This window comes from Pseudobutyrivibrio sp. OR37, from assembly GCF_900113655.1.
GTDB lineage: Bacteria > Bacillota > Clostridia > Lachnospirales > Lachnospiraceae > Pseudobutyrivibrio.
On the sequence record NZ_FOQF01000007.1, the window covers coordinates 17592 to 30814 of the forward strand.

Here is a 13223-nt window from a genome sequence, read left to right on the forward strand (position 1 = left end):
TTAATTATTTGTTCTTTTTAGTAATTTCCCCACCTCTTAATCGAGGTGGGGAGATTATTTTATGGTATCAATCTTAGGATTACTGGAGTAAGTTCATAACACCCTGTGTAGCCTGATTTGCCTGAGCAAGCATTGACTGACCTGCCTGCTGGAGGATGTTATTCTTAGAGTACTCAACCATCTGGTCTGCCATATCTGTATCACGGATACGAGACTCAGCTGCTTCTGTATTCTCAACTACGTTGTCGAGGTTCTTGATAGAGTGCTCTAGTCGGTTCTGGATAGCACCAAGTTCTGCACGCTGTGCTGATACTCTCTGGATTGCATCTGCGATAGCATCGATTGCGTATGTAGCTGCCTTACCAGTTGCGTCTGATACGTTGATACCGTTAATACCGATTGACTTAGAGTTCATAGCCTCGATAGAAACGTTAATCTTGTTTGACATTGCTGCGTCAGCACCAACATGAAGGTTAAGTGTAAGTGCATTCTGTACGTTTACATGGCCTTTATTGATTGAGAAGCTGATTGTTGTTGCTGGCTGATCTTCACCACCAACTCTCTGTGTAATGTTGTTTGGCTTCCAATAGTATGCGCCATCCTTTTCCCAAGGATTGTCAGGGTCTGCATCGTCTGTTGAATGCATTCCAACTGTTGACTTTGGTGGATCCTGATTCTTAAGTGCATCGATTTTTGCCTGCGTTGCCCATTTATCAACATCTGCTGCACCATCTGTAGCACCTACTGAAGATGCTGCCTTAAGCTCGATAGCTACCATATTGTAAGCTGCTGTTGCTCTGATAAGTGTTGCATTAGCTTTATCAATACCAGTATCTGGATCGTATGTATCTGAGAATCTTGATACTTCATTACCATTATATTTAAGTGTAGAGCCTGCTACGATTAGATTATGAAGATAACCATTTGTAACCTTGGCATTTGCAACATCACTTGCAGTTCCAGAAATAATTGTGTATGTTTTTCCATCGATAGAAATTGTATCACCAGCTGTAAGATTCCAACCATCCTCAGGGTCATCTGCCTTAGTTTCATCGTACATGTCTTCAGTAAACTTAAGTGCCTTTGCTACTTCTGCATTTGTTTTAGCACCGATTGTGTACTGTGTTCCACCGATTCTATACTTCTCACCAGCTTCAAGAGATTCCATTGTAAATGTAGCTCTTGTAGAGTTCTGTACGAGTGTGCCTTCAAGACCTGCATCATGAGCATCAATATACATCTTCTTAAGTCCGATATCACCCTTTAATAAGAATGTCTCGTTGAACTTTGTTGTAGATGCGATACGATCGATTTCCTGAGAAAGCTGTGTAATTTCGTTCTGGATATCATCACGGTCTGACTCTGAGTTTGTACCGTTGGCTGCCTGTACTGCCAATTCGTTCATTCTCTGAAGCATGTCGTGAACTTCTGTGAGGGCACCTTCAGCTGTCTGTACTGAAGATACACCGTCAGATGCGTTTGTAGAAGCCTGGCTAAGACCTCGGATCTGCTTTCTCATCTTCTCAGAAATTGAAAGTCCTGCTGCATCATCTGCTGCACGATTGATTTTAAATCCAGATGAAAGTTTCTCTGTAGACTTCGACTGAGATGCTGTCGTAATGTTCAATGTTCTTGAAGCATTTGCTGCCTGCATATTGTGTTGTACTACCATAGTTAATTCCTCCATGAGATTCTGCTAATTCCTTTTAGCATCTAAATCCGTTTTTTTGATAGCCCAACATCCGTGTCTGGCCTGGTTATTAAATTTAAATTAAGATTCGAATTCGATTTTGTAAGGTAAAATATATGTGTGAATTGTTCCTTACACCTTATTTATCGAGACTCTTTCTCAAAACTTTACCCTTTTTGCCAAAAATTTTTATTTTTATTCCACTTTTGTAATTTTTGGGGCATAATAAAAAAGTCGCTAAACCCTTGATTTTACTGGGTTTTTGCGACTTTTATTTTTGTTAAATTTTATAACAATTTTTTTGTATATTTTGCTATTTTTTACTTCTTTTTATCCACAAATGCAGGGTCTGCAGTGGTCTGAGGGCTCATCATGTGCCTATAATATGATGAAACTACATCAGATGATTTTTTGATTTCACGTGCCTCTTTTTTTATGTTTGCAAATCTGGTTTTGGCATACTCTTTATTTCTATATTCCGACGCTTCCACATCAGCAGTAAGTGCCGTAACCTTTTTTATTAAATCCTGCATCAAGCGAATCTCATCTGCATAAGTTTCCCTATCTGCCTCGATAATATCCTTCACCCTATTAAATAATTGTTCAAAGCCATCATCAAGCATTACGATTCGCTCGATTAGCTCTGCCTTCATATTCATATTCTTCTCCAAATCATCTGGAGTAGAATTAGGATTCTTAAGAATTGCCTCCTGCTCCTTATTCCTAATAGTAAGCACCCTAAGCACATCAGCTTTCTTCTCTAGCGATTCCCTAAGCATCACAACATAATCCATATTTTCCATCTACTCGTACCCCCTAATCTTTATCATAGTCCTAGTTCTAGTCCTAGTCCGTATTCATTACGCAGACAATCATTATATTACTACGGTCAGCTTAGAATGCTTCCCTTTAGTAAAATAATAGATTGTTTACTACGAGGACTCATCTAAAAATGTAACGAACACTGGTAGGTAACAATTATTTATATACACAAGGAGCCACTCTCGCGACGGTGTATATAAATGATTGTTACCGTAACCAGTGCACACAGCCTACATAACTATAGCCCCTCAACTGAGGGGCTACGTAAATTAACCTGCTATGTTTGTTTGCCCATCCACCTTTTTGCCGTTGGCGGTGAGCTTCATTACATCCTTCCAAGTGTCGCGCATTGTACGCAGGTGCTTTAGCACCTCTTCCAATTCGTCTGGCTCCTTGGTTATCATGGCATGTCTCAAGCAGCTCCTAAGATAACTATACACTGCATGGAAATCTTTTGCCACTGGATATTTTTCATCGAGAGTAATTTCAAACTCTTCTATTATTCTATCTGTCTTGCGAATATTAATGTGAGCCTTTTCAATATCGTGATTTTCACAAGCTACAATTGCTATGTTACAAAATTTGATGGCTCCTTCGTACAGCATCAATGTCAACTCTGCTGGACTAGCTGTAAGTATTCTGTTTTTTGCATAAGCATCGTATCCGTTCATTGGTGTCATATTAATGCCCCCTTGTAAATCCTTTTATCGTTTCGCCTATTACTTACAATTATCAACCACCGCCAAGTAGAGATGAAATTGATGAAGAATTGCCCTGCAAGGTAGCCAATGCTTTTTCCATTGCGGCAAACTTCTTATAGTAAGAATCTTCCATATCCTTAACTCTATCTGTCCAGGTCTTGATCAAATCTGAATAATTAGAGTATTCTGAAGCCATTTCCTTGTCATTGTATACCGTGTATACGGAACGAACAGTTGTAGACTTCATCTTCTTATCCAGCTCGCCATACAAATCCGTCGTCAGCTGTTTCATAAATTCGATAACTGAATCTGGATCCTTTGCTATGGCTGCTCTTAGCTTATCCTCACGGCCTGATGTTGCAGAATCCTCTGAATCACCATTGATGTGATAAGCGTAGTTCTCATTTTTTTCTGCATAGATTGTTCCAAGGGTACCAACACCAAATTTGGCCCAATTATATCTTTCTCCATTTATCTCATAGGTCTTCATCATTCCCATGGTAAATGTGGAGATAAGTGAGCTAAGGTTAGTATCACGTCTTAACAAGGAATCCTTAATCTTCTGCTCCCACTTTTCAATTTCTGTTTCAGACATTTCAGCCTTTTCATCATCTGTAAGTGGCTCGTAATCCTTTGCCGAATCTGCATTATATAATTTTTGCATTTCGTTAATCAAAGAATTATAAGATGTTAGGAAATCCTTTATCTTATCATACAAACCATCAGTATCATTTGATACAGTGATATTTATAGCTTCTGTAGTTTCTGCAAATGCTTCTATTGTAAGGCCATTTACTGTAAGTGAATTTGAGTTGGAGGTGTAGGTTTCATTATTTAAAATCATAATGGCATCCTGACCTTCCACCTTCTTTGCATTGGGCGTCAACTCAAGATTTTCATAAGTTATGGCACCAACCATGCTTATATGGTAGCCAACACTTTCCATCAGTTCCTTATTATCGCTCTGAGTCCAGAACTGAACGTAACTATCACTATCTTCAGAATCCTTTGAGCCAAACGTTGCCTCAATATATTCCTTATATGCCTTATTATTTTCTAGTGCCATCTGGGCATTTGCTCGCTCTTCATCTGTTGAGTTTTCTGAATTTAAGGTAATATACGCATCTCTGATTTGGTTGACTGCCCTAATTATATCGGTGGCATTCTCGTCCTTGGCATAAACATCATAGCTGGCTGATTCATACATTTTTGCTGCAATTGTATCCATCTGCTCTTCTGTAATGTTTGCCCAGTCTACCGCATATTCTTCATTTTCTTCAAGATATTTGGCTATCTTATAATATGTTCCACCCTCGCCTACAGTCTGCTCTGCCGATGTGCGAGTTTCTTCGTCCTCACTTGTAAGATCAGCCTTTGATGCCTTAATTAACTGTAACAAATTCTTAAAGCCATCCTCGGTTCTGGACAAATGCTGCTCTGTCTCACCTTCACCGTCCAGTGTGAATTTAAAGGTCTTATTTAAAAACTTCTGAGCCGCCTCATCAGTTAATCTTGTTACCTCTGAATCAGAAAGCAATCCCAGTTTTGTCAGAGCTTCAAAGCCCTTATCATTATTTGCAGTAACATCGAAATTGCCATCTAAACCTGGCTTTTTTCCACTTAAGAATATACGATGATTCTCCTGGTCAAAACTAGCCTGTATGCCTGCTCCGTTTAGCTTATTTACAAATTCATCTACTGTTGTACTCTTATCAACAATAATATTGGTTGTGGATGTTCCTGTTCTAATCTGTATACTTGCATCACCTGTCGATGCATTAGTGTTAAATCCCAACTCGGAAAGCTTTGTCTCACCTTTAACCGAATTGTCCAACTTTCCACCTGTAACGAAGGCTGTCTTTGCAAGCTGCTTAATCTCTAAGGTCTGTGTTCCAATAATTGCTTTTCCGCTTGCAGTAATCTTTGCCTTAGTATTATCACTTGCAGATGTCTTTTTGATGGCATAATTTGAAGAGTAACGCATGTTACCCACATCAGTGTAAAGCTTATAAACCTTACTATTTAAGCTCTTCCAGGCATCCTGCTTCCAGGAAAGCTTTGTCTGAGCCTTGACATATTTGTCCTTTTTAAAACTATAGGCAGATACAAGGGCACCTACAATAGCCTCGGTGTCGAGACCAGATGCCAAGCCCGATAATCTAATAGGCATACTCTACCTCCTATCTCTTTTCATCAACCATAATTCCTGCAAGCTCCCAAGCCTTTGCAATAAGATCGAGAGTCTTATCTGCTGGAAACTCCTTAATAACCTCTTTGGTCTCCTTATCTACCATTTTGATAGTGACACGATTTGTGCCTTCATGGATTCCAAATACAGCCTCTGCATTTCCATTTGCAGAATTAATTTTTTCAACAGCCTCTTTAAGAGAAGATGTTGCCTGCCCTGCAGGATTTTTCTCGGCGTCTTCATTTTCAGGGTTCGCCGAAAGAGTTCTATCGTATTCAGCCGCTTTATTTTCCTTCGCAACTGAGAAATCAACTATTGCACTATCCTTTTGTACTTCTGTTGCTGGCGCTGTTTTTACTGAACTTCCTTGTCCCTGGTAGCTAACTGCGCTACTTACTTCGCCTATTTTCATTTCTTTCCTCCTTACGCCCACACGAATAAGGTCCCATCCCCAAATCCGTACAGGCAATATACATCCTTGTAATAATGGGAAAATTTTAGTTTTCTAATCTCTATATCGACACCACGTTATCGAAAGTTTATAGCTACAGTGAAATTTTTCTAAATATTACGATACGGCTCGTAGTTTTCCGTGCTCCCGCAGGCCATCTCCCATTGCAGCCAAGGGAACCTCCCCTTCGGGGTCCCTCCTTAACTACATGGGGCCCTCCTGCTCGCGCTTGCCAAGGTTATGAAGCCGTATCTTGATAACAAAAAAAAGAAAGCCTACAGCAATTCATACTGTAAACTTTCTATTGTAAATTCCGTTTTTATATACCAAGCGGCCACACAACCTACGCAAGCGCGAGCAGGGAGGCACCATACCGAGTGAGGAGCTACTGCACCGGAGCGAAAGTATGGAGGGTGCCCTGCGGGAGCACGAAACCCTACGAGGCCGCGCCACTATAGCAAGTTCTTAAGAGCTTCAAGGTCATCCATGCTGATTCCCTTGGCTGCTTCGTTTTCTTTCTGGATTTCAAGGTATACTTCCTTGCGGTAGATAGACACTTCTTTAGGTGCCGAAATACCTATTTTGACTTGATCGCCGCGAACTTCAAGGACTGTAATCTCGATGTTGTTGTTGATCATAATTGCGTCGCCTGTTTTTCTTGTTAATGCCAACATCGCTACTCACCATCCTTTCCATGTAATGCGTCATGAATCAGGAATCGTACTGGCTCGTCTCCATCGATAATAATCTGGTCGCCAACATTTGTATCGGTGTTGATGATGATAGGAGCCTTTAAGTTAATTGATGCTTCTTTTGGATTCTTAGGAACTCTTACAGTTACAAGCATGTAAGTGTTTTCATCTGTAAGGTCCCCCAGCTGTGATAATGAATCTACATTTAAAGCTGGTGCATAATCTGGTTTTACTACATGTGGCAACATTACGGGCATAGCAAAATCTGTCTCGTCTAATGACTGTAACCACATGATGTTACCCTTGTCTTTCTTTTCTTCGTCGAAAATGAGTGTGTATCTCTTCATGTCTGGAAAACCAATGAGCCCATGAAGTAGATTGATAATCTTTTCATCGGAAATCTCAATTTCTCCGAATAGTCTAGTTTTTACCTGCATTGTCCCTTCTCCTTTGCATGTTCTAATTCAGCATAAAAACCCAAAAACCACTGAATTGTCAAATGTAGTTAAGTAACGTTGAATCGCCCAGCTTTCCAGCTGCTGTAAGCGATGCCTGATATGCGGTGTAGGCTGCTGTGTAATCAATGATAATCTTTGATAAATCAATGTCGTCATTGAGTGACTGCAAGCTCTGTACTGTCTGCTGTTGATCCCCCACTCTGTTTTTTGTCAAATCCAAAGAGTCCTTTTTACACCCCAAATCAGTAATTGCTAAGTTTATTTTAGCATAATACTTATCAATTTTGCCTATTTCTGCATCAAAAAGTTTGCGCATATTATCGTGATAGAAATCAAATTCCTTTTCAGCTGCTTTGTACCAGATGTCCAACCATTCCTGGTCTTCGTTGGATGCATATTGAGATTCGGACTTCATATCCTTTAAGGCCTGCATCTTATCATAAGCTGAAACTGCATGCTGACAGGCATCAATCATTTCTGTCACGTCTCTGTATATTGAACTGTCAAACACATCAGCTGCCTCAGTATTGATACCGATAGTCTGACTTGCAGCGATAGTGTATTCAATATCAAAGTGCTTGCGCTCGCCGTTCTCGTTATATTTAGTGTAAGTTACTGGAACGTGAACATCAAGAGGATCTTCGGTTTTCACACAATTATAATAATATTCTGGGCGAAGCTCCCCTTCCTCAAAGCCCTTCTTGTTGTATTTGATAGTCAATTCCGCATCAGCCTTTTTCAGGTCTTCTGCCGTATCATTAGACAAAATCAAATCACCTGTTTCTCTAATAAGAACGGCTGTCTTTGCAGGTATCACCTTTCCACCTTGTGCTGCGCTCCATGCTGCCTCACTTTCGTAAGATATTACAGTGTAATCATCAGGATTAACTGCAGGACTGTTTACCTTAATATTGATATTTTCTGCCAAGCCAGCGATTTTGTCGTAAGCTAATCTGATTCGATAAAAATTGGTCTTAACTATGTCTGATATTGGTTTGTTCACTGCTGGGTCATAGCCTGGATCACCAGCCTTTAGGCTAGGTGCCAGAAGCTCGCCCTCTGTTGTAGGGATTATAACATCACCATCATAGTATCGATGGTCTTCCATATTTCCTTCGATAGCAATAGTCTGTGTGATTTCGTAGGCAGTGTTTAATTCATCCTCTGTAAATGTAAGGTTACAGTTTGTTCTATATCCGGTAAACACTGTTCTATTGGCATAATCAGCATTACCTTCTGCAAACAGCTGCTTTTGGAGCTGTTCCAACTCCTTCAGCATTGTTTTTCTATCATCCTGAGAATTAAATGTATCTGTTGCACCTTTATTAGCAATTTGCTTACAGTCATTTCCGATTTCACGCATGTTGATTAGAGCTGTCTCCGTAACACTTATCCACTGTGCAGCATCAGGAATATTCTTCTCGTGATACTGAGTCACCTGAGATAATGTTGTTGAAAGACGTAAAGAGCGAACTGCAATAACAGGATCATCAGAAGGTCTATCGATCTTCTTCTGTGAAGTCATTTGCGTGTTTCTCTGATTAACGAACTCCTTTGTGGTATTGATGTTAGAAGATGCGTTATTCATTATCATTTTGTTTGTAACTCTCATAGCTCTACCTCATTGCATTTTAAACACCCGTATTAAGTATCAATCTATCATATATTTCGGAGAAAACAGAAATACATTTAGATGCCAGATTGTAGGCGTTTTGGAACTTCATCAAATCCAATGCCTCATCATCTTCATCTACGCCAGAGACAGACATTCGCTGCTCAGTTATTGTTTTCTTTATGTTTGTAAAATTGGTTGAAAAAATCTTACATTCCTGGGCATCAATGGTGACATCTGCGTAAATACACTGAAGGAAGGCATCGCCTCCACCGCCTCTAAACAATGTTTCCTTTCGCTGAAGCTTCTGAAGCTCAACTATCAAATCTGCTGCATCCACACCTGAAGAATAATTTTCCTTTGTGGTAGTAGCAAATATTCTTGCATCCTTATCTGTCTTTTTTGCAATTGAAACTGTGTCTGCTGTCAAAAGATAGTAGGTCTTGCTATCGCTGTTTAGGGTTACACCTATCTTTGAATCTGGATCTGCTGGGTCTTCCACTGTTAATGGGTCCACCATCTGATATTCAATATGTGAATCCACCAAATTCTTTGCTATAAAGAAGGCTCCCATATCGTCACCGTTTAAATCTACGCCGCTTTCCTCAATCTTGTTAAAGCGTTCGCAGAAGTTTCTTAAGAAAAGATTCATCTGATTCTGATAATATGGAATTCCCATGTAATCCACATCATCACCAATCTGGAAGGTCTTATCCACAAGACCTTTGGCGATATCCTCACGAATTGGATCTATCAGATTAAAGGTTACAGACTCAACCTTTCCTTTGCTATTAGTTGTAAAAGAAAAGCCATCATAGGTAAACAGCTTGTTGTTTGTGCTAATCTGCCCCTTATCAGGCATATTGAATTCGTTCAAATCTGTTATGGTCAAATCCTTAATAGTGATAGTGGTTGTAGTTGCTTCCGAAACTATGCCATGCATATTCTCGTTGTTGTTACCGTCTCGCACCTCATACATGGATTTGAGCTGACCTCCGCTAGAGCTTGGCACAGGATTAAATCTGTCTCCATCCTTTGCCCAGATAATATCGTACAAGCCATCAATATCTGACTGATTGTACATCTGCTCTGTAGCTCTTGATTTTACTGCAAGTGTATTATATTCGTAGGTATCAACCAGCTGCTGGCCATTGATATAAACCATGAAATAGGTTGCACCTGTCTTTGTGTCAGGGTCATTACTATTAAGTACGTCTGTCTCTTTTGTGCTGACATCACATATCTCTGAAAGCTCATCGATAAGAAGAGCTCTTTGGTCTCTAAGCTCATTGGCATGGCCACCGCCCTGCTCAATAACGTTTATCTGCTTATTTAAAATCGCAACCTTTTCAGCTATTGCATTAATATTATCAACTGCAGTTTTAATTTCATCGTTGATAGAGTTCTGCAAATCCTTAAGCTTTGTTGATAACTGATTGAAGTACTCTGTCAGCTGTTTTGCATTTGAGATAAACTGCTTTCTAACAGTATCATCACCAGGACTTCCCTGCATTGTGCTCATTGCGTTGAACATCTTGGTATAGATAGTTGTGAAGCCTGTGTTAGAGGTGTTTTCATTGTAGTAATCCTCTATCTGATTCATGTAATATTGCTTCTTTTCGTAATATCCCAAGGCTGACTGGTTGTTCCAGTATTTCTCATCATAGTATAAATCTCTACGCTGAGTTACAGACTCTGCTTCAACACCCATTCCAGTAGTTCCATAGCTTTGGTAAACACGAAGTGCTGATGATGCCACTGTGTTGACAACCTGTCGGCTATAGCCATTGGTATTTACATTTGAGATATTATTTGCAGTTGTATTAATCTGAGCCTGTGAAGTATTCAAGCCAGATGATGCAATTGTTAATCCAAAAAATGTTGAAGACATAAGCTATTACCTCGTCATTCTGTTTACTGGTGTCCAAGTGATGTAATTAAATGCTCAATCATTTCATTTACTACATTTATATATCGGCTAGCTGCGTTATAAGCTGACTGATATTTAATCATTGTTGTAAGCTCTTCGTCGGAAGATACGCCGATAACGCCCTGGCGGCTAAATTCGATTTCCTCTCTGGTACCTTCAAGCGAACGTTCTGTAGTCTTATAAACGTTACCTGTATTGGCCATCTCACCAATCCACTTAACATAAAATCCGTTGTAACCGCATGGTGTGGTATCACTTGGATTCAGGTGGAATTCTTGCTCGTTCCAAATAGCACTAAGTCTGATTCCTAAATCGTAATCTACAGCCCCCTTGTTATCTCCATATTTTAGATGAGGGATGTATGATTCCTGCTTAATCAGTTCCTCATTTATGAAAGTGGATTTCAGTGTGTAACACTGTCCCAAATCCTCTGGGTTTTCCTCGTTGAATAAATATATGGTCTCTTCATGGCTTACATTTTCTGAATCCACATAAGTAAGCTTTGCCTCTTTATATCTGTCGCAGCCTACTCTTATGAACAATTCTCTTGGTGGAAGCTCCCCATCAGAACCCACTGAACAGTGCACCTTATCAAGGATTCTTAGGTTTTGTGGAATATCTGCTCCAGTGACTGTTACTGTGTTTCCATCCTTATCAAGATATGAGTAGCTCAAATCCGACATTCCTAAATATGCGCTATCTAAAGTTGTAAGTGGACTATAAATATCATTTATATTTGTTGCCAGCTGATGAAAAAGTGTGTCTAGCTCCGACTCAGAATTCATCATAATGGAATTTGCTATTCCTGTCTTATAAGCATCTGATGTAAGTGGTGCGCCCTCTTCATCGAAGAAATCAAGATATGTACTCCAGCCTTCACCTCTGGCAAGAAGCAGAGCCTTTATCTCACCTATATCAGTGTTTTTATCTGCCGCAACATTTGTTGTATCAAACATTTTATAGTAGGTATTTAGAGACTCATCCTCCTCGCTAACGATTTCCGAAAGCTGAGGCCAGTATGGAGTAACATACTTTGTTCTCTTATCCTCTAGGGTTCCTACTGGGTAGTAATTAATATCATCGATAAACTCTACGCTTTCGATTTCTACATGAACCACGCCTGTGTGATCCTCGTTGTAGGAAATTTTAACCAAGCCTGAGAGCTCGTCCAAAAGCAAATCTCTCTTATCTCTAAGGTCCATGGCCTTTTCCACTCCTGCTGCTTCAATGGCCTGAATCCTCTTATTGTAATCAACAATCTTCTTTCCTATTTCGTTGATTCTATTCAAATCTTCCTTAATTTTGGAATTGATAATGGTCTGATAATCCTCAAAACCCTGCTGCACCGCCTTGCCACGGGCCAAAAAAAGACTAGCCTTCTGCAATACAAGGTTCTGCTTCACGGTATCAGACGGTTCCTTGGCGAATTCCTCAAATGCCACTTCGAAATCCCTAATGGCCTCCTTGAACGCCACGCCATCTACCTCCTGAAGATGTGTGTAAACCTCTTGTACTGCTTCAGAGCTAGCACTATAAAAAGAATATCGCCCATTCTCCTGACGATATGCCTTATCTAAAAAGATATCGCGGTTATGGACGATTGTTCCTACCTGCACGCCAAGACCAGCATACTGTGTGCTGATCGCTGCGTTGCCTATTTTTCTATATGTTCTATCTTCGTAAACAACCTGCTCACGTACGTAACCTTCGGTATTAACGTTAGTGAGGTTGTTTGCTGTTGTATTTAAACCATGTGATGCTGACTGTAGGCCCGATGCCCCAACATATAAGCTTCCAAAACTATTAGCCATAAGTCTGCCCTCCAAGTTTACACTAAAACTCTAAGGACATCCTTTTCCTACTGTTTAGCATCAAATCCTCTATTACCCAAAATGTTTCCTGTAGTTTCAGCATTCTTTCCATAATTGGAGGTCTGTGGGGCTTGCTTTGAACTTTTGATAAGTGTTATATCAAACTCCACCATCTCTATAGCCATCTTTAGAAGATTCTGGGTTTGAAAATTCAATACCTGAACTTCATCAGCGGCTTTTACAAGCTTGTCCTTTGCAAGGCTAAGCTTCTTTTGCTGTACAGGTTGGTTTGCAAGATTATCAATCATCCATGACACTGTAACCTGCTCACCATCATGTCCCATAACTGCAGCAATGTTCTGCAGTATGTTCAGACGTTTCTTCTCTAGTACGCACAAGGTATCAGCAATGGCCTGCTCCTTGACGGTAATATCTTCCAGTACGTCAAGCTTCTTATAGATAATAGAATCCTTCTTCTTACCATTAAGACTGATTAACTTTTCATACTGCTCCGTTTCACCATCCATAGTTAAGAGCAACTCATCCATTAAACTAGCCACGCCATACCCTCACTAAACTAAAGAATTGATCCATACTGAGACAATAGCTTTTCAGCGAAATCGTCTGTGCTGACTTCGTAAGTACCGGCTTTAATTCTAGCCTTGATATCAGCAACTAAGTCTTCTCTGATGTCCGCAGCCTCAGATACAGCGGCCTTTGCAACATGGTAATCACGGCCAGTAGATGAAATCTGAACCTCATCACGACCCATTCCATTTGCCTTAGATGCCTGTGTTACGTTTTTAGTGTTTGATGTTTGATAGAGCTGAGCTACCTGGTTGTAAGCCTCTATACGCATATCGCCACA

The 13223-nt window shown here is 40.1% G+C and carries 12 protein-coding genes; all 12 read right to left on the reverse strand.

From position 1 onward, the window contains the following. Positions 1-79 precede the first annotated feature (79 nt). A complete protein-coding gene (locus tag BM097_RS04900; protein ID WP_090546489.1) occupies positions 80-1672 on the reverse strand; it encodes a flagellin N-terminal helical domain-containing protein in 1593 nt (530 codons plus the stop codon). Positions 1673-2010: 338 nt separating this feature from the next. Next, the gene (locus BM097_RS04905) at positions 2011-2493 is read right to left on the reverse strand and encodes a hypothetical protein (RefSeq protein WP_090546491.1); all 483 of its coding nucleotides are present in this window, start codon (positions 2491-2493) and stop codon (positions 2011-2013) included. A gap of 288 nt (positions 2494-2781) precedes the next feature. Next, positions 2782-3192: a flagellar export chaperone FliS gene (gene fliS / locus BM097_RS04910; protein WP_090546493.1), complete on the reverse strand. Its 411-nt coding sequence runs from the start codon at positions 3190-3192 to the stop codon at positions 2782-2784. Between the two features lie 52 nt (positions 3193-3244). Next, positions 3245-5383: a flagellar filament capping protein FliD gene (gene fliD, locus BM097_RS04915; RefSeq protein WP_090546495.1), complete on the reverse strand. Its 2139-nt coding sequence runs from the start codon at positions 5381-5383 to the stop codon at positions 3245-3247. Positions 5384-5393: 10 nt separating this feature from the next. Then, the gene (locus BM097_RS04920; protein ID WP_090546497.1) at positions 5394-5813 is read right to left on the reverse strand and encodes a flagellar protein FlaG; all 420 of its coding nucleotides are present in this window, start codon (positions 5811-5813) and stop codon (positions 5394-5396) included. Between the two features lie 491 nt (positions 5814-6304). Next, on the reverse strand, positions 6305-6526 hold the full coding sequence (csrA, locus tag BM097_RS04925) for a carbon storage regulator CsrA (RefSeq protein ID WP_028242366.1): 222 nt from the start codon (positions 6524-6526) through the stop codon (positions 6305-6307). Positions 6527-6528: 2 nt separating this feature from the next. After that, positions 6529-6981 carry a flagellar assembly protein FliW gene (fliW, locus tag BM097_RS04930; RefSeq protein WP_090546499.1) on the reverse strand — a complete coding sequence of 151 codons (453 nt, stop codon included), beginning with the start codon at positions 6979-6981 and terminating at the stop codon, positions 6529-6531. Between the two features lie 58 nt (positions 6982-7039). Continuing rightward, on the reverse strand, positions 7040-8614 hold the full coding sequence (locus tag BM097_RS04935; protein ID WP_090546501.1) for a flagellin N-terminal helical domain-containing protein: 1575 nt from the start codon (positions 8612-8614) through the stop codon (positions 7040-7042). A gap of 19 nt (positions 8615-8633) precedes the next feature. Further along, positions 8634-10505: a flagellar hook-associated protein FlgK gene (flgK, locus tag BM097_RS04940; protein ID WP_090546503.1), complete on the reverse strand. Its 1872-nt coding sequence runs from the start codon at positions 10503-10505 to the stop codon at positions 8634-8636. A 23-nt stretch (positions 10506-10528) separates the two neighbouring features. Further along, positions 10529-12355 (reverse strand): flagellar hook-associated protein FlgK, encoded by a 1827-nt coding sequence (locus BM097_RS04945; RefSeq protein WP_090546505.1) that lies wholly within the window; start codon positions 12353-12355, stop codon positions 10529-10531. 47 nt (positions 12356-12402) lie between these two features. Next, positions 12403-12915, reverse strand: coding sequence for a flagellar protein FlgN (locus tag BM097_RS04950; RefSeq protein WP_090546508.1), 513 nt, complete (start codon positions 12913-12915; stop codon positions 12403-12405). 17 nt (positions 12916-12932) lie between these two features. Beyond that, positions 12933-13214: a flagellar biosynthesis anti-sigma factor FlgM gene (gene flgM, locus BM097_RS04955; RefSeq protein ID WP_090546510.1), complete on the reverse strand. Its 282-nt coding sequence runs from the start codon at positions 13212-13214 to the stop codon at positions 12933-12935. Positions 13215-13223 lie beyond the last annotated feature (9 nt).